The 23,333-nt window shown below is 72.1% G+C and carries 10 protein-coding genes; 6 read left to right on the forward strand and 4 right to left on the reverse strand.

What is annotated here, in order from left to right; genetic code table 11:
- Both ML01_RS29715 and ML01_RS29045 read left to right on the forward strand, forming a co-directional pair.
- On the forward strand, positions 1-5,305 hold a 5,305-nt coding region (locus ML01_RS29715), incomplete at its 5' end, for a hypothetical protein (protein WP_162268065.1).
- Positions 5,298-8,309, forward strand: a complete 3,012-nt coding sequence (locus tag ML01_RS29045; RefSeq protein WP_058557012.1) for a CHAT domain-containing tetratricopeptide repeat protein — start codon at positions 5,298-5,300, stop codon at positions 8,307-8,309. The genes ML01_RS29715 and ML01_RS29045, both read left to right, overlap by 8 nt.
- A 227-nt stretch (positions 8,310-8,536) precedes the next feature.
- On the opposite strand, the gene ML01_RS19210 is transcribed toward ML01_RS29045, so the two are convergent.
- From ML01_RS19210 to treZ, 3 genes are all read right to left on the reverse strand, one after another.
- Positions 8,537-9,313 (reverse strand): DUF72 domain-containing protein, encoded by a 777-nt coding sequence (locus ML01_RS19210; RefSeq protein WP_058557013.1) that lies wholly within the window; start codon positions 9,311-9,313, stop codon positions 8,537-8,539.
- A gap of 199 nt (positions 9,314-9,512) precedes the next feature.
- Entirely contained in the window at positions 9,513-14,792 is a 5,280-nt protein-coding gene (treY, locus tag ML01_RS19215) for a malto-oligosyltrehalose synthase (protein ID WP_058557014.1), read from the reverse strand.
- 1 nt (position 14,793) lies between these two features.
- Positions 14,794-16,734: a malto-oligosyltrehalose trehalohydrolase gene (gene treZ, locus ML01_RS19220; RefSeq protein ID WP_254045319.1), complete on the reverse strand. Its 1,941-nt coding sequence runs from the start codon at positions 16,732-16,734 to the stop codon at positions 14,794-14,796.
- 599 nt (positions 16,735-17,333) lie between these two features.
- Between treZ and ML01_RS19225 the strand changes: the two genes are divergently transcribed.
- From ML01_RS19225 to ML01_RS19240, 4 genes are all read left to right on the forward strand, one after another.
- Positions 17,334-17,702, forward strand: coding sequence for a hypothetical protein (locus ML01_RS19225; protein ID WP_156427858.1), 369 nt, complete (start codon positions 17,334-17,336; stop codon positions 17,700-17,702).
- Positions 17,703-17,988: 286 nt separating this feature from the next.
- Positions 17,989-21,495 (forward strand): maltose alpha-D-glucosyltransferase, encoded by a 3,507-nt coding sequence (gene treS, locus ML01_RS19230; protein ID WP_058557016.1) that lies wholly within the window; start codon positions 17,989-17,991, stop codon positions 21,493-21,495.
- 66 nt (positions 21,496-21,561) lie between these two features.
- Positions 21,562-21,951, forward strand: coding sequence for a DUF423 domain-containing protein (locus ML01_RS19235; protein ID WP_058557017.1), 390 nt, complete (start codon positions 21,562-21,564; stop codon positions 21,949-21,951).
- A 27-nt stretch (positions 21,952-21,978) separates the two neighbouring features.
- Positions 21,979-22,722 (forward strand): 16S rRNA (uracil(1498)-N(3))-methyltransferase, encoded by a 744-nt coding sequence (locus ML01_RS19240; protein WP_058557018.1) that lies wholly within the window; start codon positions 21,979-21,981, stop codon positions 22,720-22,722.
- 85 nt (positions 22,723-22,807) lie between these two features.
- On the opposite strand, the gene ML01_RS19245 is transcribed toward ML01_RS19240, so the two are convergent.
- Positions 22,808-23,332: a hypothetical protein gene (locus tag ML01_RS19245; protein WP_058557019.1), complete on the reverse strand. Its 525-nt coding sequence runs from the start codon at positions 23,330-23,332 to the stop codon at positions 22,808-22,810.
- Between the last annotated feature and the right edge of the window lies 1 nt (position 23,333).

Here is a 23,333-nt window from a genome sequence, read left to right on the forward strand (position 1 = left end):
CTCCGACCCGACCGCGGGCCCCGGCGCCGAGCTGACGGTCAGCGGCCCGGTCACCGCCGACGGCACGGGTGCCGACATCGCCCTCAGCACCACCGGCAGCGGCGACATCGCGCTCGAAGGCACCGTCACCGCCGACGACGACGCGATCGCCGTCAGCGCCGCGGGCGCCATCGACGGCCCGACCGATCCCGCGCAGGCGCTCATCGCGCAGCGTGTCGAGCTCGACGCCGGTTTGGGCATCGGCGCCGTCGCGGCGGTGCAGACCCGCGCCGAAGCACTCAATGCCGACGCCGTGAACGGCGCCATCGACCTCGACAACACCTTCGCCGACGCGGTGACGGTCGAGCAGTTGCGCAGCCAAAGCGGCGGCGCGATCGACTTCGACCAAAGCGGCGGCAACGTCACCTTCAACGACGTCCGGACCGCGGGCACGGCGACCTTGGGCGCGAGCGCCAACCTCGTCGTCGCCGAAACCGGCATCAGCGCCGGCACCGCCAACCTCGATGCGGGCGGCAGCATCACCGGCGGCGTAATCGGTGCCGGGACGGCCAACCTCGACGCCGGGAATCTCATCAACGTCACCACAGCGGCGCAGACCCTCGATGCCGAGAGCGCCACCGGCGGCATCACCATCGCCAACGCCCTGGCCGCGGACGTCACCGTCACCGGCCTGCGCGCGCTCGGCACCGGCGGCATCGACTTCGACCAAGCGGGCGGCGGCAGCCTGGAGATTCAGGCCGCGAGCACCGCCGACGGCGGCATCGACATCGCCAACTCCGACCCGACCGCGGGCCCCGGCGCCGAGCTGACGGTCAGCGGCCCGGTCACCGCCGACGGCACGGGTGCCGACATCGCCCTCAGCACCACCGGCAGCGGCGACATCGCGCTCGAAAGCACCGTCACCGCCGACGACGACGCGATCGCCGTCAGCGCCGCGGGCGCCATCGACGGCCCGACCGATCCCGCGCAGGCGCTCATCGCGCAGCGTGTCGAGCTCGACGCCGGTTTGGGCATCGGCGCCGTCGCGGCGGTGCAGACCCGCGCCGAAGCACTCAATGCCGACGCCGTGAACGGCGCCATCGACCTCGACAACACCTTCGCCGACGCGGTGACGGTCGAGCAGTTGCGCAGCCAAAGCGGCGGCGCGATCGACTTCGACCAAAGCGGCGGCAACGTCACCTTCAACGACGTCCGGACCGCGGGTACGGCGACCTTGGGCGCGGACGCGAGCATCGTCGTCGGCGGCAGCGGCATCAGCGCCGGCACCGCGAACGTCAGCGCCGGCGGCAGCCTCACCGGTGGCGTGATCGCCGCCGGCCTGGCCGACCTCGACGCGGGTGGCGAGATCAACGTCACCACCGCGGCGCGGACCATGATCGCCGACAGCGCCACCGGCGGCATCCGCATCGTCAACACCCTGGCCGAGGACGTCACCGTCACCGCGTTGCGCGCGCTCGGCACCGGCGGCATCGACTTCGACCAAGCGGGCGGCGGCAGCCTGGAGATTCAGGCCGCCAGCACCGCCGACGGCGGCATCGACATCGCCAACTCCGACCCGACCGCGGGCCCCGGCGCCGAGCTGACGGTCAGCGGGCCGGTCACCGCCGACGGCACGGGTGCCGACATCGCCCTCAGCACCACCGGCAGCGGCGACATCGCGCTCGAAAGCACCGTCACCGCCGACGACGACGCGATCGCCGTCAGCGCCGCGGGCGCCATCGACGGCCCGACCGATCCCGCGCAGGCGCTCATCGCGCAGCGTGTCGAGCTCGACGCCGGTTTGGGCATCGGCGCCGTCGCGGCGGTGCAGACCCGCGCCGAAGCACTCAATGCCGACGCCGTGAACGGCGCCATCGACCTCGACAACACCCTCGCCGACGCGGTGACGGTCGAGCAGTTGCGCAGCCGCAGCGGAGATCGCATCGACTTCGACCAAAGCGGCGGCGACGTCACCTTCAACGACGTCGAGACCGCGGGCACGGCGACCTTGGGCGCGGACGCGAGCATCGTCGTCGGCGGCAGCGGCATCAGCGCCGGCACCGCGAACGTCAGCGCGGGCGGCAGCCTCACCGGCGGCGTGATCGCCGCCGGCCTAGCCGACCTCGACGCGGGTGGCGAGATCAACGTCACCACAACGGCGCAGATCCTCGATGCCGAGAGCGCCACCGGCGGCATCACCATCGCCAACGCCCTGGCCGCGGACGTCACCGTCACCGGCCTGCGTGCGCTCGGCACCGGCGGCATCGACTTCGACCAGACGGGCGGCGGCAGCCTGGAGATCCAGGCCGCGAGCACCGCCGACGGCGGCATCGACATCGCCAATGCCAACCCCAGCGCGGGCGCTGGCGCCGAGCTGACGGTCAGCGGCCCGGTCACCGCCGACGGCGCCGATGCCGACATCGCCCTCGCCACCACCGGCAGCGGCGACATCGCGCTCGAAGGCACCGTCACCGCCGAAGACGACGAGATCGCCGTCAGCGCCGCGGGCGCCATCGACGGCCCGACCGATCCCGCGCATGCGCTCGTGGCGCAGCGCGTCGAGCTCGACGCCGGCCTGGGCATCGGTGCCGCCACGGCGGTACGGACCCGAGCCGCGGTGCTCGATGCCGACGCCGTCAACGGCGCCATCGACCTCGACAACACCCTCGCCGACGCGGTGACGGTCGAGCAGTTGCGCAGCCGCAGCGGAGATCGCATCGACTTCGACCAAAGCGGCGGCGACGTCACCTTCAACGACGTCGAGACCGCGGGCACGGCGACCTTGGGCGCGGACGCGAGCATCGTCGTCGGCGGCAGCGGCATCAGCGCCGGCACCGCGAACGTCAGCGCGGGCGGCAGCCTCACCGGCGGCGTGATCGCCGCCGGCCTAGCCGACCTCGACGCGGGTGGCGAGATCAACGTCACCACAGCGGCGCAGACCCTCGATGCCGAGAGCGCCACCGGCGGCATCACCATCGCCAACGCCCTGGCCGCGGACGTCACCGTCACCGGCCTGCGCGCGCTCGGCACCGGCGGCATCGACTTCGACCAGACGGGCGGCGGCAGCCTGGAGATTCAGGCCGCGAGCACCGCCGACGGCGGCATCGACATCGCCAATGCCAACCCCAGCGCGGGCGCTGGCGCCGAGCTGACGGTCAGCGGCCCGGTCACCGCCGACGGCACGGGTGCCGACATCGCCCTCAGCGCCACCGGCAGCGGCGACATCGCGCTCGAAGGCACCGTCACCGCCGAAGACGACGAGATCGCCGTCAGCGCCGCGGGCGCCATCGACGGCCCGACCGATCCCACGCATGCGCTCGTGGCGCAGCGCGTCGAGCTCGACGCCGGCCTGGGCATCGGTGCCGCCACGGCGGTACGGACCCGAGCCGCGGTGCTCGATGCCGACGCCGTCAACGGCGCCATCGACCTCGACAACACCCTCGCCGACGCGGTGACGGTCGAGCAGTTGCGCAGCCGCAGCGGAGATCGCATCGACTTCGACCAAAGCGGCGGCGACGTCACCTTCAACGACGTCCAGACCGCGGGCACGGCGACCTTGGGCGCGGACGCGAGCATCGTCGTCGTCGGCAGCGGCATCAGCGCCGGCACCGCGAACGTCAGCGCGGGCGGCAGCCTCACCGGCGGCGTGATCGCCGCCGGCCTAGCCGACCTCGACGCCGGCGGCAGTATCGGCACGGCCAGTCGTGCGCTGGACACGAATGTCGAGCGCATCAACGCAAGGTCCGGCACCGGCGGGATCTTCATCGCCGAGGCGAGCGATCTCCAACTCGGCGCAACGGCTCCCGTGACAACCGGGGCGCCGGGTGCAGAGATCCGCGTGACCAACGGCGGCGCGCTTACCGTCGCCCAGGCCGTCACTACCACCGGCAGCGGCAATATCTCGCTGACCAGCATCGGTACCCAGACCGTCAACGCCGCCGTCACGGCCGGGGGGGAGGCCAGGCTGACCAGCAGCGCCGGCCAGCGCATCGACGCCGCCGTCAGCGCCGGCAACAATGCGACGCTCTCCGCCGCCGGCGGCATCACCCATGGTGCGGCCGGCCACGTGAGCGCGAATGGCGCCATCGTCGCCAATGCAGGCAGCGGTGCACTGACCATGGACGGCGGGACGCGCTACACCGCCGGCGGTCCGGTGCAACTGACCGCGGCGCAGAACATCGGCGTCGGCCGCGTCCAAGCGGGCACGGACCTGCGCGTGCAGAGCACCGGCGGGCGCATCCTCGATGCCAGCCCGTCCGGCGACGGCATCGGCAACGAGAACTTCCTCGGCCGCGACTTGATCCTGCTCGCCGCCACCGGCATCGGCGCCGTCGGCGACGGGGACATCGACACCGCGGTGGAGCGCATCGACGCCGTCACCGGCAGCGGGGACATCTACATCGGCGAGCGCGATGCGGTGACCTTCGGCTTCAACCAGGGCGTGAGCACCGGCTCGGGGGACATCGAGGGGAGCTCCGGCGGGACCATGACCATCGGCGCGCCGGTGTCGGCCGGCGGCAGCGACATCCTGCTGCGAGCCGGGAACGAGCTCTTGATCTTGTCGGACATTCGCACCGGCACGGGCGACATCGAGCTGTTTGCGAGCAGCAATATCCGCTCCATCGGCCCCGGTGTCATCAGCGCCTCGGTGAACGATCGCGGTTCCCTGGCGCTGCGGGCCGGGGGTGCTGTCGGCGAATCGGCTGCCCCGATCCTGATGGACATCGCGACGGTCGCGGCCCAGGCGGACGGCGGCGGGGTCTTCCTGACCCAGATCGACGGTGGGCAGGGCAACCTGATCATCGGCCGCACCACCGGCTCGCAACCCCTCGCCGGCATCACCGCCACCAACGGCAATGTCGAGGTCCGCACCCTCGGCGACGGCTCGCCGCCGGACCATGGTCGGCTCGACGTGACCGAGGATATCCGCATCATCGGCACAGGCGACATCCTGTTGGCGACGGAGGGCCCGAACAGCGACATCTTCATCAGCGCCCTGCTCATCGCCGACAACGGCACCACAACGCTCGACGCCGGCCGCCGCGTCCTCTCCACCTATGATCTCAGCGGCGTGCTGATCCAGAGCCAGATGGACGAGCTTGCGACGGTGGTGGACTCAACGCTGATCCTGGCGCGCTACTTCAGCGGCTCCCTCGCCGAGGCCTATGCGATCCCGGACTACGGGGTCGATGATGACGAGGACATCCTGTACCTCAGTGACGGGAACGAGGCGCTCTGGGGGCCGGCGGACGATGGCTCGGCAGGGCTCGATGACGACGATGACGGCGACGGCGACGAGTACGATCAGGAGCATGACCATGACTGAGCCGCGGCCCCGCCACATCCGCGCAGCCCTGCGCCGGCTATCGGCATGCGGCGCGAGCGCAACGCTCGCGGCACTGCTGCTCGCGGGCTGTGCGGCGACGCCGGTCGGCGACGACGGCACCGCGGTCGACCTCGATGTCGGCACGAACCAGAGCGGCGAGCCCTGCACGCTGTCGGGCCGCCCGGCGCCGGCGAAGATCGCCGAGGCCGGCGCGCGCTACTACAGCCTGCAGTGCGGGCGTTGGGAGCAGCCGAGCGGCTCGCTCTTCGTTGCCGGGGTCGGAGCCGGGTCGGCGGAGTCGCTGGCGCGCGACGGCTGGTGGCGCACGCGTCTGGAGCAGTTCCTCGACTGCGACGTCCCCACGGGCACCTCGGTGCTGGACGGCGTTGCGGCCATCGCCATGGACTGCCGGCTGCAGAAGGGCGGCTGGGCCTTCCAGGCGTTGGCGGTGCAGATCGGCGACAAGGTCTATCTGGCCGACAGCATCCCGAGCGCCTTCGGCCCGATGGAGCAGGCCATCGGCGCACTCAGCGGCCGGCGCGCGGCGGACGCCCTCGGTGGCGACGAGTCCGAAGAGATGCGCCGGCTGCAAGGTCGGCTCGCCGGCGCCGACTTCGACATCCGCGACATCACCCAGTACAACGACCTGCGCCGGCTCGCCCGCTACCACAATCGACGCGGGGAGTACGCGCTCGCCGAGCAGCAGTACCGCCGCGCGCTGACCGTGGCCGAGCAGGAGCGCGCGGAGCAGGTGGCCTTCCTCGCGATGCACATCGCCCTGGAGCTGAGCAACCAGCGCAAGTTCGACGCCGCCGAGGCGATGTTCGAGCGCGCCGATGCGGCCCTGCCCGGCTCCGGCAACGTCGGCGTCGACCGGGCGCGGCTCGCCGGCTATCGCGCCATGCATTTGGCCAACCAGCGGCGCAACGCGGAGGCCGCCGCACTCGCCGGCGAGGCCACCCGGCTCTTCCAGGCCCAGGGCTACGCCGGCGACACCGGCGCCTTCGACCTCACCGCCGGGCACGAATTCACGGCGACCTCCGGCCTGCTCACGGCCACCACAGGGGCGGATCTGCTTGCCAGCGAAGGCGCGAGCGCCTGGGCGAACGCCGTCAAGAGCAGCATGGTGGAGACCCGCACGCTGCTGAATCAGGGTCGGGTGGATGCCGCCGAGACGGAGCTTACGCAGGCACGCAAGCTCTATGCGCAGAACCCGCAGGCGCCGCGCACCTGGTCGGTGCAGCTCGACGTGCTCGGGGCCGAGATCGCCGAGCGCCGCGGGCAGCTCGGCAAGGCTGAGCGCCTGCTCAAGTCCGCCGTCGCCACCGACGCGGGCCTGGTCGGGCGCTCGCGCAGCGGCGGGCTGGCCTGGCTCGCGCTCGGGCGCATCAACGCGCGCCAGGGCAAAGAGGGGCAGGCGCTCAACGCCTTCCGCGAAGGCTTTGCGGTGTTTGCGGAGCAGGGCGGGAGCGTAGACGTGGACGCAGCCATGCCGTACTTCCGCATCGGCGCCAAGCGTGGCGGCAAGGCGCTCGCGGCGGAGCTGTTCGAGGCCGCGCAGCTTGTCACCAGCGCCACCGTGACTCGGCAGATCGCCGAGGTCACGGCGCGGCTCGAATCCGGCGACCAGGCCGTGAGCGGCCTGATTCGCGACATCCAGGACGCCCAGCGTGAGCGCGAGCGCGTGCGCGAGCAACTCGACGTCGCCGGCGCCGCCAGCGCGCCCGCCACCGAGGCGCTGCGCCGGCGCTACGAGGAGATCAACGCGGCGCTGCAGGGCCTGGAGCTGGAGGTTCAGTCCGCGTCGCCGCAGTACAACCAGCTCGTGCTGTTCGAGGCAATCCCGGTCGGCCGGGTGCAGCAGGGCCTGCGCGCCGGCGAGGGGCTGTCGCAGCTCCTGATCGGCGCCGACGGCGGCGTCGGCTTCCTGGTCACCCGCGACGACATCCGCATCTATCCCGTCGAGCTGACCAGCGCCGAGGCGCGGCGCATCGTCGCCGCGCTGCGTGCGCCCGTGGAGGACCCGCTGGACATCCCGCCCTATCCGGTGGACGCGGCCTACCGGCTCTACCAGACGCTCTACGGACCCGTCACGGCGGAGCTGAGCGCGCTGCGGCACTTGGTCACCATACCGTCCGGCGACCTGTTGAGCCTGCCCTTCGCGATGCTCGTGGTGGAGCCGCCGCCGCCGGTCTCGGGCTTCGACTATTCCGGCGTCACCTTCATGGTCGCGCGGCACGCGCTGACGCTGGCACCGGCGGTGCAGTCCTTCGCGAGCCTGCGCGATGCCAAGCCGTCGCAGGCGCGCTATCCGTTCCTCGGCTTCGGCGATCCCCTCCCCGGCGGCAACACCTCTGCGGTGCTGGCCGGCGCCGGCATGACGCGCTCCGCGCAGTGCGCACAAGAGGCCGGGCTCATCGCCAACTTTGCGCCGCTGCCGGACACCGCCTTCGAGATCCGGGAGAGCGCGAAGGCCCTGGGCGCCGGCCCCGGCAGCGTCGTGCTCGGGCGCGCCTTCACGGAGCGGGCGGTGAAGCAGCGCCCGCTGGACCGCTACCGCATCGTCTCCTTCGCCACGCATGGTCTGTTGCCGAGCAAGCTCGCCTGCCTCAACGACGCCGCGCTGGTGACCACGCCGGGCAGTGGCGCCTACGCCGACGGCCTGCTGGAGGCGAGCGAGGTGGCGGCGGAGCTCAAGATGGACGCGGACCTGGTGGTGCTGTCCGCCTGCGACACCGGCGGCGGTGGCGAGAGCGGCGAGGCGTTGTCCGGTCTGGCGCGGACCTTCTTCTTCGCCGGCGCACGCAACCTGCTGGTCAGCCACTGGGAGGTCCCGTCGCTAACGACGACGGAGCTCTTGGTGCAATCCTTCCGCAAGCTCTCCACCCCCGGCATGACCAGCGCCGAGGCACTGCGCCAGAGCCAGCTCGGCATCATCGCCACCGGCGCTTACTCCCATCCCAAGGCCTGGGCGGGCTTCACGGTGGTCGGACACGGGGGCTGAGACCGGCGCTGGTCCGCGGCGCCGCGAGCCCCGTCTGGACTTGCCGGTGCAAATCCGCTGGTCGCCGCAGGTGAAGCGCGACGACACGGCGCTTGCAGGCAAAAGAGCCGAGGGTCAACACCCACAGAGCGGGATGCACTGATTTCGCGTCGCGGAGTCGACCTGGCGGTCGACTCTCCGCCGCGGCCCGGCCGCTGCACTCGTCAGGGCTGCCGGCCCCGACGGTGTCAGGCCGGGATGGCGGGCGACGCGGCCGCCTGCCGTGCAAGCCGCTCCCTGAGCGCCAGCGCGTTCTGCACCGCATAGCCGGCTTCGTCGTTGTCGAAGTAGCAGTAGACGTCGAGTCCCTTGGCGCACCAGGCGCGGATGGCGCGCGCCCAGTGCCCCAGCGCGGCGCTGTCGTAGCTGCCCTGGTAGGCGGCGCCCGGGCCGTGCAGACGGATGTAGACGAAGTCGGACGTGATGTGCGCGGGCGAGCGCCAGCCGTCGAGCTCGTAGATGCAGAAGGCGGCGTTGTGGCGCCGCAGCAGCGCGAGGGTCGTGTCGTCGATCCAGCTAGGGTCGCGGAGCTCGAAGGCCCAGCGGTGGCGGTCGTCCAGCCGGTCCAGGAAGGCGGCGAGGCGCTCGGTGTTGCGATGCCAGCCTGGTGGCAGTTGGAACAGGATGGGGCCGAGGCGCTCGCCGAGGATGTCCATGCGCGTCACCAGGCGGTCCAGGCTCTCCGCCGGGTCGTTCAGCTTCTTCATGTGCGTGATGTAGCGGCTCGCCTTGGCCGCGAAGACGAAGTCCGACGGCACCCGCGCGCACCAGCGCTCCAGCGTCTCCACGCTCGGCAGGTGGTAGAAGCTGCTGTCGATCTCGGCGCTGTCGAGCCGCGCGCCGTAGTAGTCGAGCCGCTTTGTCGGCGGCAGGTCCGGCGGGTAGAAGGGGCCCTCCCAGGCGTCGTAGTACCAGCCGGAGGTGCCGATATGCGCGTGCCCACGGTCGGCGACGAGGAGGCTCACGGCGCTATCTCTCGGTCGTCGCCGCAGGTGAGCCCAGGGCCAAAGGTCAAGGGCCGAGGGCCGGGGAGGGCTCCCTTGGCCCTCGGCCCTCGGCCCTTTGGCCTGCAACCGCCGTGTTGTCGTGAAACTTGCCTCATTAGCAAACTCGTGAAACTTGCCTTGTTAGCAAACACTTGGTGCCGTCAAGCAATCTAGGGCCTCAGCCCGGATCGGCGGCGTCGCCGCTGGTCAGGAAAGCCACCGGAAAGCGCCGTAGCAGGTCGGCGGCGCAGAGGCGCTCCGCGCCGTCGTCCGTGAGCGCCTCCAGCCCGCCGCCCGTGAGCCGGTCCTGCCAGTGGCGGGCGGGCACGTCGATGAAGGTGGCCTCCCAGCTCGGGTGCGCGAAGGGATCGCGCCGGGCGGCCTTGCCCAGGTCCACGGTGGTGGGCCGGGGCTCGCCGACGCCGTAGCCGAGCAGCAGCGGCGCCAAGAGCCGCGGCGCCACGGCGAGCGCGGCCTGGCCCGCGTGCACCCGCGCGAAGGCGATGACATGGTTCGCAAGCGGTCCCTCGACCCCGAGCGGCACATAGTCGCCTGCGGCGAAGAGCCTTGGTGTCTCGGCCCGAACCTTGAGCGCCTGGTGGATCAGGTGCAGCTTGGCGCGCCCCTCCGGGTGCCGCCACGAGGGCGGCGTGATGGGCGCGTCGGCACTCGGCTCCGGCAGCTCCGCGAGCAGCGCCCGGCGCAGCCGGAAGTCCACCGGCCGGCGATTGTCCGGATCCACCAGGCTGAGGGTGCCGAGCTCCGTGCCCTGGTAGATGTCCGGCACGCCCGGTGCGGCGAGCCGCAGCAGCGTCAAGGTCAGGCTGTTCAGCCGGCCGAGCTGGGCGATGGGCCGCAGCAGTAGGTCGAAGTCCTCCAGAAAGGCAGCGCTGCGCTCGGGGTCCATCACCGCGTCCACGAAGCCGGCCAATGCCTCCTCGTAGGCCGGGTCCGGGTTGGTCCAGGCGGTGTGGAGCTTGGCCTCGCGCGCGGCCTTGATCATGTAGTCGCGCACGCGCGCCTGCAGGCTCGTCTGGGCGGTGCGGTCCGGCGCCGTGCCGTTCTCGGGCTCCGGCCAGACGCCGAGCAGGGTTTGGTAGAGCAGGTATTCCGCGTTTGCGTCCGGCAGCGGCCGGCCCGCCGCGTCGGCGCGATGCAGCCGGCGGTTCAAAAGCCCCCAGCGCTGCACCCGCGCGCACCAGAGCCGCGGCAGCTCCGACAGCGCGGCGAGGCGCGCGCGGACATCCTCGGAGCGCTTGCTGTCGTGCGTGGAGCCGGCGAGCATGCCGTGCGGCCAGTCGCCCAGCCGTCGCTGGCAGGCGCGGTGGAAGGTCTCGATGTCGATGCCGCAGCGCTCGGGCTCCCCGCCCACGTCATTCAGCGCCACCAGCCGATGCCAGCGGTAGAACGCCGTGTCCTCGACGCCCTTGGCCGTGACCGGCGCCGTGTATTGCTGGAACTTGAGCGCGAGGCGCAGCACGCGCTCCCGATAGCGCTCGGGCTTGCCGTCGGCAATGTCCGTCAGCAGCACGTCGCGAACAAAGTCGAGCACGCTGAGATCCGGCGCGTCGGCGCGCCGGCGCGCCTCGGAGACGGCTTTTAGCACCTGATGGCGATCGGTGTCGGAGCCGCCGCGCTCGGACAGATAGGTCCGATACACCGGGAAGCACGCGACCACCTCCAGCAGCGCGCCGCGCAGCGCCTGCAGCGTGTAGTCGCGGGTGTGCGGGTCCAGCTCCGAGATGCGCGAGAGCTCGCTCGCGAGCAGGTGCAGCTCGCTCGCGAGCATGTGCTGCATGACCATCTGCTTGGCCTGGTAGGTCTCGTCGGCAAAGCCGAGCGCGCGGCCAGTGCACTCCGTGTAGCAGTCCGCCAGCGGCTCGGCGCCGGCGGGGTCCACCAGCAGCGCATCGCACAGGGCCGCAAACTCGTAACCGGTGGTGCCGTGCACGGCCCAGTCGGCGCGCAGTTGCTCGTCGGCGGCGAGGATCTTCTCGGCCAGGAGGTACAGCGGCCGGTCGTCGTCGCGTGGCGTGCGGGTCGGCGCCAGCACCTCGGCGGCCTTTAGTTGCAGGCGCTGGAAGTAGCCCGCCGGGTCGTAGAGCCCGTCGGGGTGGTCGATGCGTAGCCCGTGGATGCAGCCCTCGCCGATCAGCGCCAACACCAGCCCATGCACGGCATCGAAGGTCTCCGGATGCTCCATGCGCAGCGCCGCCAGGTCGTTGATGTCGAAGAAGCGCCGGTAGTTGATCTCGTCGCCGGCCACGCGCCAGTGCGCGAGCCGGTAGGCCTGCGCCTCCAGCAGCGCATGCAGCAGGCCCTTATCCGCGGAATACTCCTCGGCGCCGTTGTAGGCCTTGAGGCAGTCCTGGATGTAGCGCGCGAGGTCCGCGTCGTCGGCCACCAGCTCCGCGAGGCGCGCCTTGTGCAGCTCCTTGTCGCGGCGGCGTTCGGCCAGCGAGGCGGCGTCGAGCGCCTCGCGCCGCGGCAGATTGCCGAAGGCCGTGACCAGGCTTTCGAAGCTGGTGAGCGCCGGGCTGGCCTCGCCGCTGTCGCCTTTCAGGCGCTCGCGCAGCGCCGGCAGGCCGGGGCCGAGGATGCGCGGGTACTCACGCGGGTCAATGGGGAAGTGATGCTCGAAGTACTCGACGCGGAACCCGCCGCGGTCGAAGACGAGCTTGAGGTCGCCATGGTCCAGCACGTCGCCGTAGTGGCCGCCGAGCACGGGCACCAGCACCTTGCCGCGCAGCTCCGTCTTGAGCGGGGCCCAGTCGATATCGAAGAAGGCCGCGTGCCGGGCGGCGGGGCCGTTCTCCAGCACGTCCAGCCACCAGGCGTTGTCGGCGCCCATGATGCCGACGTGGTTCGGCACGATGTCCAGTACCTGGCCCATGCCGTGCTCGGCGAGCGCGGCGCAGAAGCGGTCGTAATCCGTGCGCTCCCCCAGCTCCGGATTGAGCTGGTCGTGTGCTACCACGTCGTAGCCGTGGGTGCTGCCGGGCCGGGCCTTGAAGTAGGGCGAGCAGTAGACGTGGCTCACGCCGAGCTCGGCGAGATAGGGCACCAGCGCCGCCGCGTCGGCAAAGCCGAAGCCCGCGTGCAACTGCAGCCGGTAGGTGGCGCGGGGGATGGTGGGCATGAGCGGCGCGGAGTCTGCGGGCGACGCGGCGGCCTCGGTGCCGGCCGTCTCGGGCGGCGCCGTGCCGGCGCAGGCCAGGGGCTCGTGGTCGAGGATCGGTGGCGGCTCGGCCGCACCGCCGCGCTCCCGGCGCAGCGCCGCGAGCATGCGCGCGACGGCGGGCTCCGCGAGCCAGTGCTCCAACGCCAGCGGCTGGCGCTGCTGGTAGCTCGGATAGGCCTTGCCGGCGCCGGGCAGGTTGGTCTGCTCGCGCTCGCCGAGCAGGTCTGCCACCTGCACCAGCAGCAGCCGCGCCGGCGAGCGGGCGAGATACAGCTGCACCGCGGTGACATGGGCCGGGGTCAGCTCGGGCACCGCAACGGGGTCCGTGCTCGTGTCCGCCGGCAGCAGTCCGGCGCGCTCCAGCGCGAGCAGGAGCCGCGTGCGGTCGTGGGTGCGTTGCAGCAGGCGCTCGGCGTAGTCCTCGGGGGTCGGGAACAGGCCAAGCTCGCGGCGCTGCTCCAGGTCCACGCCGGCCCAGAAGCCCGCGAGCGGCGGCAGGTCGTGCGTCGCGGCGGTGAGGAGCGCGTTGGGCTCGATGGCTTCGGGTGGCAGAAAGCCGCCGTCGGCGTCGCGCTCGAAGTACAGCACCCGCGTCGACAGGAGCCCCCAGTCCGGGATGGCCGCGCGCACCTCGTCCGGCACCGTGCCCAGGTCCTCGCCGATGATGACGCAGCGATTGCGCACGCTCTCCAGCGCGACGACGCCGAGCAGGTCCTGGAAGGGATAGCCGACGTAGGTGCCGGTGCCGCGTGGGGCGCCATCGGGCACCAGAAAGAGCCGCATCAGGCCCATCACATGATCGATCCGCAGTGCGCCTGCGTGGCGCATGCTCGCGCGCAGCTCCGCGGCGAGCGGCGCATAGGCGGCCTCGCGCAGCCGCTGCGGATGCCAGGCCAGCACGTGCCAGTTCTGGCCTTTGGGGCTGAATTCATCCGGCGGGGCGCCGACATGCGCGGCGCTGACATAGCGCTGCGTGGCGCCCCAGCGGTCCGCGCCGTCTGGCGCGGCGCCGACGGCGAGGTCGAGCGCGAGCCCGTAGGCCATGCCGAGGGATGCCGCCCGCGCCGCGGCACCGGCGAGCTGCTGCGCCGCGAGCCATTGCAGCCAGGCGTAAAACTCGACCCGCGCGGGCTCTTCGCGGGCGAAGGCTTGCACGGCGGGCGAGTACGGGTCCCGATACTCGGCGGGCCAGGCATCGAAGCCGCCGCCGTCGGCGTCCATGCGCTGCGCGTTCAGATGCTCGGCCAGCGCCTGGAACAGCGCAAAGCGCGCGAGCGAGTCGCCCTCGGACGCCAGGAACACGCGGAAGTCCTGCGCGCGCTCGCTGTCGTTGGCGAGGTGCTCGGCCTCGAAGTGACGGAACAGCCGTTTCAGCACGTCGAGCTTGGCGGCGGCGACGCCGGCATAGTCGATGCGCGGGCTGCCGCGCAGCGCCCGCAGCCCGGCCTGGAAGGCGTCGCCGTCCACGTACTCGCGCGCCGGCTCGCTCTCGAACAGCTCCGGCAGCGCCTCGACGTCGATGAACAGCGGGTTCAGATAGCGCCGGCTCGCCGGGCCGTAGGGGTCGGCCCGCTCCGGGCGGGTCAGGAACAGCGCGTGCAGCGGGTTCAGCGCCACCATGCCGGCGCCGGCCGCGGCGGCGACCTCCACCAGCCGGGTCAGGTCCGTGAAGTCGCCGATGCCCCAGTTGCGCGCTGAGCGCACCGCGGGCAGCGGCGTCACCAGGCCCCAGGTCTTTGCCGGCACGCGCGGCGGCTGCCAACACTGGCGCGGCGCGACGATGAGGGTGGTGGCGGCCACGGCCTCGCCGGCCGGGTCGCCCGGACAGAGCCGGAGCCGGTGATAGCCGAGCTCGGCCGGCGGCGACACCGAGAAGCTGCGGCGGCGCCAGCGCACGCCGTTCATCTCGCGCTCCGCCGCCACCGGCAGTGCGCTGAGGTCGATGGGGCCGACGTGCTCGCGGCCGTCTTCTTCGGTCAGTACGAAGCACCAGCGTGCGGCATCGGCCGTGTCCGGCAGCGTCAGCGTCAGCGTCGGCGCCGGGTCGCCCTGGCGGTGCACCAGCACCGGCGGCAACGGGCGGCTCCACTCGGCCTCGATGGCCGCCGCGAAGCTCTCGGCCTCGGTTTCCGGGTCGCCGGCCGGGACGCCCAGGGCGCGGAGCAGCGCGCGGCGGGTGGCGTCGTCGGTCTGGCGCTCCTGGCCGGCGAAGTCTCGGTACGTGGCCGCGATACCGAAGTGCCGGCAGAGTCGGTCCAGCTCGGGTGTGGGGTCCATGTCAGCCGGCTTGCTCAGGTTCCGGGGTTGCCGCGGAGGCCGCGGAGGCCGCGGAGGCCGCCGGGGTCAGATACCAGGCGACGCCCCAGGGCGGCAGCCGGCCGGCGGCGAGGGCCGACTCGGCGGTGGCGGGCTCCATGTGCAGGCGGTCGGTCGGGGCGAGCGCGGCCAGCGGCGTGGCGAGCGCTGCGTCTGCCAGCTCGCGCTCGCCGAGATTGGCGAAGAGCTGCAGGGTGGCGCCGTCGCCGAGCTGCCAGCGCACGCTGAGCCCCGTCTCGCCGATGACAACGGCGGTGCCGGACGCGCCGCCCATGCCGACGAGGCGTGGCACGATCTCGGTGCGGCGCAGGGCCAGGAGCCGGCGGTGGAAGCTGCGCCAGGCGCGATGCTCTGGCTGGTCCAGATCGGACCAGTCGAGCCGTGAGCGGGCGAAGGTCGCGGGGGCGTTCGGGTCCGGGATGGCCTGCTGCGCGGCCTCGTCGGCGAAGCGCAGAAAGCGCGAGAACTCCCGCCGGCGTCCCGCGGTGACGGCCTCGGCGAGGTCCGGGCCGAAGTCGCAGAAGAATAGGAACGGGCTGTCCGCGGCCACCTCCTGGCCCATGAACAGGAGCGGCGGCGACGGCGCGAGCAGCAGCACGGCGGTGGCCGCACGCACCGCCTCCGGGCGGGTGAGCTGGGGCAACCGCTCGCCGAAGGCGCGGTTGCCGACTTGGTCGTGGTTCTGGAGCAGATTCACGACGGCCGTGGGCGGCAGCAGGCGGCTCGGCTCGCCGCGCGGCTCGCCATGGCGAAAACCCGACGCCTCGCCCTGGTACGCAAAGCCCTCCGCCAGGCAGCGGCCGAGCGACCGGGCCGGCGCCTCGGCGTAATCGGCGTAGTAGCCGTCGCGCTCGCCCGTCAGCAGCACGTGGGCGGCGTGATGAAAATCATCGTTCCACTGCGCGGCATAGCGGCCGGGGGAGCGGGCGTCGCCCTTGAGGCGGTGCGCCTCGTTGGCGTCGTTCTCAAGCACCAGGTGCACGCGGCGCTGCTGGCCGGGACCGGCCTCCACGGCCCGGGCCAGATCGGTGAGGATGTGCGTGGGCGAGTCATCGGCGATGGCGTGCACGGCGTCGAGCCGGAGCCCATCGAGCCGGTATTCCTCGATCCAGTACAGCGCGTTCTGGATGAAGAAGTCGCGCACCGTCGGGCTGCCGTCGCCATCGAAATTGATGCCGTCGCCCCAGGGCGTCTGGTGGCGGTCGGTGAAGAACTGCGGCGCGTAGAGGTGCAGGTAGTTCCCCTCAGGCCCGAAGTGGTTGTAGACGACGTCGAGCAGGACCATGAGCCCGAGGGCGTGGGCCTGCTCGACAAAGGCCTTCAGATCTTCCGGGCGGCCGTAGCTCGCGGCCGGGGCAAAGGGCAGCACGCCGTCGTAGCCCCAGTTGCGACGGCCCGGGAAGGCCGCCACCGGCATCAGCTCCACCGCCGTGACGCCCAGGTCAGCGAGCTGCTGCAAGCGCCGCGCGGCGCCCGCGAAGCTGCCCTCGCGCGAGAAGCAGCCGACGTGCAGCTCGTAGATCACGGCCGTCTGCCATGGCATGCCGCGCCAGTCGGAGCCGGGGCCGGTCTGGTGCCAGCAGAAGGCGGTCGGGTCAATGACCTCGCTGGGGCCGTGCACGCCCTCGGGCTGGAAGCGCGACGCCGGGTCCGGCAGCGGCAGACGGCCGTCGCTCTGGGCGCCCGTGACGCGGTAGCCGTAGCGGCTGCCGGGGCCGGCGGCCTCGGTGGTGAGCTCGAACCAGCCGTTGCCGGCTGGCGTCAGGTCCAGCAGGTGCGGCTCGGCGTCGCCGTTGCTGATCTCCACCGCCACGCGCTCCGCGGCCGGCGCCCAGAGCCGAAAGCGCACGGCGCCGTCGTCGAGCTCGGCACCGAAGGGCATGCGGTGGCGGCTCGTGCTCAACGGGCGCCTCCGCGGGCCGACGCCGCCGCTTCGCGTCTGCGCGCTCGCCCGCTCGTGCCGGGTGTCCGGATCGAAATCGGAATCGAGGTCGTCGTGGCTCGCGGCTGCATGCGTTGCTCGGTCTGCGCTGGGGTTGCCATCCAAAGCGCGGATGCAGATGCCATACCAGCGCGCCGTCGGGGCGCCGCGCGAGCGGCTCCCGCGGCTTGCCCGGTCCGTGCCAGCCGCCGCCACGATCCACGCGCGCTCGCACATCATCCCGACGGGTGTTTTGCGCCAAACGCTGGTGCATATCCACCGCCGCAACGGCGCGGTGCCCCTACCCGTGGGAGCGGCTTCAGCCGCGATCCGCCAAGCCGAGCGCCAAGCGGCGTCGCGCTCGCGCGCCCGCGGCATTGCCGGACGCGCGCAAGGCTCTGGTCCGACGCGGGCAGGCGCTTGCCGGACGCTGGCAAGGCTCTTGCGACGAGCAAATTCAGCAGCAGTGGCGATGCCAACGGCGACCCGGCCGTCGGCACGGTGCGTCACTCATCCCCCGAACGACCGAACGACCGAAGGAGAGTACACCAGGCGGAGATACCACTATGGGAGACAACAGCATGCGACGCAAAGACCTGCTCCTCATGACCTGCCTGCTCGGCAGCAGCGCCGTCCTGCTCGGCCAAGGGGCCATCGCCCAAGTCGCCGAGCCCGGCCCTGAGAGCGCCATCGACCCGGTGGAGAAGTACCCCGGCTTCGCCGAGGGCAACCCGGACCTCATCGACACCCGCGGCAACGGCATTCCCTACGAGGGGCCGCCGGCCACCGAGCAGCAGGTCGGCACCGACGATGTCGAGCGCTATCCGGACCCGGTCGCCGAGGACAACCCGGACCTTGGCCCGAACGTGCCCGACAGCCCGCCACCGTACAGCGACGAAACCGACGTGCACGGCGCCTTCGATGAGGGCAATCCGGACCTGAGCCGGTGAGGAAGGGGCGAGGGGCTAGCACCTAGCCCCTAGCACCTAGCACCTAGCACCTAGCACCTGGATTGCTTGACAGCGCCAAATGCTTGCAGATGAGTCAAGTTTCACGACGACAAGGCGCTTGCAGGCAAAAGGGCCGAGGGCCAAGGGAGCCCTCCTCGGCCCTCGGCCCTCGGCCCTTGGTTCATCTGCGGCGACGACCGGATTGCGCAAGAAAGCGCTCCGCGTCCTGGTCGGTCTGAGGCTCTGCCTTCCTAGCCCCTAGCCCCTAGCACCTAGTACCTGTCCAATGAGTCAACCCGGCACAGCGCCGACCACCCCGGCCTCCGACCCGCTTTGGTACAAGGACGCGATCATCTACCAGACGCACGTTAAGGCCTTCTTCGACACCGACGGCGACGGTTCCGGCGACTTTCGCGGTCTGACTGCAAAGCTCGACTACGTCCGCGAGCTGGGCGTCAACTGCATCTGGGTGCTGCCGTTCTTCCCGTCGCCGATGCGCGACGACGGCTACGACATCTCGGACTACCGCAACGTCTACCCGCCCTACGGCACCCGGCGAGACTTCCGCCGCTTCGTCAGCGCCGCGCACCGGCGCGGCATTCGCGTCATCGTCGAGCTGATTATCAACCACACCTCGGACCAGCATCCGTGGTTTCAGGCCGCGCGGCGGGCGCCGCAGGGCTCGCCCAAGCGCAATTTCTACGTCTGGAGCGACGACGACAAGCGCTTCGCCGAGACGCGCATCATCTTCACCGACACCGAGTCGTCCAACTGGACCTGGGACCCGGTGGCGGGCCAGTACTACTGGCACCGGTTCTTCTCCCACCAGCCGGACCTGAACCACAACAACCCGAGCGTGGTGCGCGCGATGACCCGCGTCATGCGCTTCTGGCTGGATATGGGTGTGGATGGGCTCAGGCTCGATGCCATCCCGTATCTGTGCGTGCGCGAGGGCACCAACAACGAGAACCTGCCGGAGACGCATGCCGTCATCAAGGAGATGCGCCGGGTCGTGGACGCGCACTACGAGAACCGGGTGTTCCTCGCTGAGGCCAACCAGTGGCCGGAGGACGTGCGCGACTATTTCGGCGATGGCGACGAGTGCCACATGGCCTATCACTTCCCGCTGATGCCGCGCATGTACATGGCCCTCGCCCAGGAAGAGCGCCACCCCATCGTCGAGATCATGGAGCAGACGCCGGAGATCCCGCCCAACTGCCAGTGGGCCATCTTTCTGCGCAACCACGACGAGCTGACGCTGGAGATGGTCAGCGACCGCGAGCGCGACTACATGTACCGGACCTACGCGGCGGACCCGCGCATGCGGGTCAACGTCGGCATCCGCCGGCGCCTGGCGCCGCTGCTCGGCAACGACCCGGCCAAGATCCGGCTCATGGTGAGCCTGCTGCTGTCCATGCCCGGCTCGCCGATCCTGTACTACGGCGACGAGCTGGGCATGGGCGACAACATCTATCTGGGCGATCGCAACGCCGTGCGCACGCCCATGCAGTGGTCGCCGGACCGCAACGCCGGTTTCTCCCGCGCGGACCCGGAGCGGCTGTACCTGCCGCCCGTCATGGACCCGATCTACGGCTACCAGTCCGTCAACGTGGAGGCGCAGAGCCGAACGCCGTCGTCGCTGCTGAACTGGATGCGCCGGGTGATCGAGGTGCGCAAATCGCAGAAGGTGTTCGGTCGCGGCGTCATCGAGCTGCTGCATCCCGGCAACCGCAAGATCCTCGCCTACGTGCGCCGTTACCGCCGCCCGGCGGACGTCGCGGACCACGCCGCACCCGTCGCCCGCGCCCCCGGCGGCACTACGCTCGATCCGGGCGGCGCCGAAGACGCCGACCGCGCCGTCGAGCCGGACGACGTGGTGCTCTGCGTTGCGAATCTGGGCCGCGGTGCGGAGCCCGTGGAGCTTGACCTGTCGCACCTCGCCGGGCGCGTGCCCATTGAGCTGCTGGGACAGACGCCGTTCCCGCCCATCGGCGAGCTGCCTTACCTGCTGACGCTGCCGGGGCACGGCTTCTACTGGTTCCTGCTATCGCAGGACGCTGACGCGCCTGCCTGGCACGACGAGCGCGTGACGCCGCCGCGACTGTTGACCTTGGTGCTGCCGGAGGGCTGGCAGAGTCTCCTGCCGGAGCGCGCCGAGCGCCCGCGCACCGCCTACCGCGCACTGGCCCTGCTCGCGGAGCGGGTGCTGCCGAGCTACCTCGGCCCGCGCCGCTGCCGTACCCGGCACTGCGCGCTGCCGGCGGAGCTGCGCGTGGAGGCGGCCGAGCCCTGGCGCGACCGCCTGCTGCTGCTGCTGCGCCTGACCCAGGCCAGCGGCGTCGGCCCGGCCGAGCGGCTGTTTCTGCCGCTCGCCATCCAATGGCAGCAGGGCGATGCCGAGCTGCCGACGGTGCCCTCCGCGGCGACGACACTCGCGCAGGTGCGCCGCCACGCCACGCCGGGGTACCTGTACGAGGCCTTTGCGGACGCGGGCTTCGTGCAGGCGCTGGTGCGCGACATCGGCGCCGGTGCGACGCTGCCCCTCGGTGCCGGCGCGCTGCATCTGCGCCCCACCGGCGCCTTCGCCGAGCTGGCCGCGGAGGGACTGGACGCGCCGGTGCAGATGCTGATCGAGGACGCCGACAACGGCGCCGTGCTCGGCGACCGGCTGCTGTTGAAGACGCTCCACTGCGTGGTCGAGACCGAGACCGAGACCGAGACCGAGACCGAGACCGAGCCCGAGCCCGCGACCGAGGCATCGGCGGCCCGGGTGGAGCCGCTCGTCGAGATCGGCCGCCACCTCACCGAGGTCGCGCGCTTCGCCGGGGTGCCGGCGCTCGCCGGCCACGTCGACCATGCCGAGCCGACAGGGCCGGGTTGTACCCTCGCGCTCCTGGAGCAGTTCGTGCCGAATCAGGGCGACCTCGCCGGCCGCATCCAGACCCTGCTGCGCCGCCTCTGCGACGAGCACTTCTGCGCCCGCGGCGATGACAGTTGGCGCGAAGACCCGGGCCAGATCAGCTTCGAGGGCCTCATCGCCCGCGCCGGCACCCGGCTCGCCGAGATGCATGGCGCGCTCGCCGTGCCCGATGGCAACCCTGCCTTCCGCCCGGAGCGCCACGCCGCCGCCGACGCCGGCGCCTTCCGGCAGCGGCTGCGCGCCGCCGTTGCCGACGTGCTCGGACGGCTGGAGGCGCGGCAGCAGACCATGGCCGAGCGCGAGCGCAGCCTCGCCGACGCGCTGCTCGTGGAGCAGCAGCGTATCGACGGGCTCCTCGACGCCTGGAGCGCCGCCGGACTCGGCCCGGTGCGCTGCCGCGTGCATGGCGACCTGCGCCTGGAGCGTGTGCTCGTTGCCGGGGAAGACGTCGTCTTCATCGGCGCCGGCGGCCCCGCCGACCGGCCGCCCGCGCCGCGGCGGCGGAAGCTGCCGCCGCTGTCGGACCTGGGCCGCCTGCTCGCCGCCTGCCACGAGACCGTCGCCGAGGTCGCCGAAGCCATGGACACGGAGCATCCGGACCTAGGCGGGCGCCTTGGCGAGCCCATCACCCGCTGGCGGCGCGACATGCTCGGGCTGCTCGTGAGCGCCTACGCGGCGGCGGCCACGGAGCCCGTGCTGCCGGCCGGCGGCGATGCGGAGCTGATGCAGAAGGCGCCCTGGCTCTTCGCCCTTGATGCCGCGCTCCGGCGCCTTGACGCCGCGCTGACGCAAAGCCCCGAGCGCACCGCCACCGCTCTGGGGGCAATGCTGAGCCTGCTGCGCGATGGCGCGGAGGCGACGGCGCCCGGCTGAGCGTTTGAACGCGCCGCGGGAGAGGTTCAAGATGCCAGGCTTCTTGTCCCACTCCGGTTTCGCCTGATGCACCGCACTCTCTTCGCCATTGCAACCACCTTTGGGCTCGCCGCCGTGCTGCTCGGTGCCTTCGGCGCGCACGGGCTCGAAGGCCAGGTGAGTGCCGAGCGCCTGACGGTCTGGGAGACCGGCGCGCATTACCTCGGCTGGCATGCGACGACGCTGCTGGTGATCGCGCTCTTGGGCGTGGAGCGTCTCGGCCCGCCGGCGCGCATCGCGGGTTGGATCATGGCCGGTGGTGCCGCGCTGTTCAGCGGCAGCCTGTTCCTGCTGGTGCTGACGGACACCCCGGCGCTCGGCGCCATCACGCCCTTCGGCGGCCTTGCGCTGGCCGCGAGCTGGGGGCTCCTGCTGTTCGCCGCGGTACGCGGAACCGGGCCGACCCGCTGCGGCTGAACGGTCGGCCGACTGCCCGACACCGCCATGCGCCGCGATCGCATCTACACCCCGCAGCCGCTGGCCCCGGGCGCTCGGGTTGAGCTGGAGGCCGGCCCGAGCCGCCATGTGGCGCAGGTGCTGCGGCTCGCCGCCGGTGACCAGCTCCTGTTGTTCAACGGGGACGGGCACGACTACGACGCCCGCCTGGTCGCCGCCGACGGGCGCGGCGCCGTCGCCGAGATCGCGCAGGCCGGCCCGCCGGAGCCCGCGCCGACGCTGGCCGTGACCCTCGCCATCGGCATCTCGAAGGGGGAGCGCATGGACCTGGTGCTGCAGAAGGCCGTCGAGCTGGGCGCCACGGCCCTGGTGCCGCTGTTCACGGAACGCAGCGTCGTGAAGCTCGCCGAGGAACGCCGCGACAAGCGGCTGCGCCACTGGCAGGGCATTGTCATCGCCGCCTGCGAGCAGAGCGGCCGGCGCCGGCTGCCGAGCCTGGCGGCACCCCAGCGCCTGGCGCCCTGGCTGGAGGCCCCCGGCGCGCCGGAGCACACCGGCTTGCTGCTGCACCACGCGGCGGCACAGGCGCTGCCGGCGCTCCCCGCGCCGCCCACGGCCCGGGTCACGCTGCTGGTCGGCCCGGAGGGCGGACTGGCGCCGCCGGAGCGCGAGCTGGCGTTGCAGCATGGCTTCGTCGCCGTGCGCCTCGGGCCAAGGGTCATGCGCACCGAGACCGCCCCGCTCGCCGCGCTGGCGGCGCTGCAAACCCTGTGGGGGGACTTTCGCAACTGATGGCGTAGACGAAGGGCCGAGGGCCGAGGGCCGAGGGCCGAGGAGGGCTGCCTCGGCCCTCGGCCCTTGGCCCTCTCGGGCGCGCTCAAGTCAATGCCGGCGCGAGCTCGATCAGCGCGCGGCCGACGGCGTCGAGGTCCGGCACCGCGCAGCGCAGGTTGCCGAGCCGCAGCCCTGCCGCCGTGAAGGGCTCGCCGGCGGATGGCTCCGGCTGCGGCTCGCCATCGCGCAGCAGCAGCATCGACGGGACGCCGTTGGCCGCGAACGCGACCGCTTCGATGCCGATGCGCGCATCGAGCAGCGGGCAGATCACCGCGCGCATGCGCGTCGCGGCCGTGGGCTCCCGGCCGTGTGGCGCCGCGGGCGGCGCCGTGGCGGCGTCGGCGCCGAGCCACAACAGCGGCACATTGCGCCCGTGCCAATGCACGCTGCCGAGCAGCGCGGTCAGCAGCGCCGGCGGCGCGGCCGGCGCCAGCGCCACGGGCGTCGGCGCCGCGCAGCGCACCACCTCTAGCACCAGCGCGGCGGGCAGGAGCCAGCGCCGCCCGCCATCGTCCCAGGTCAGTGCCTGCATCGGCACCGGCAGGCGCACGCTTGCGTGCCCGCCCATG

The organism is Thiohalocapsa sp. ML1, from assembly GCF_001469165.1.
Taxonomy (GTDB): Bacteria; Pseudomonadota; Gammaproteobacteria; order Chromatiales; family Chromatiaceae; genus Thiohalocapsa.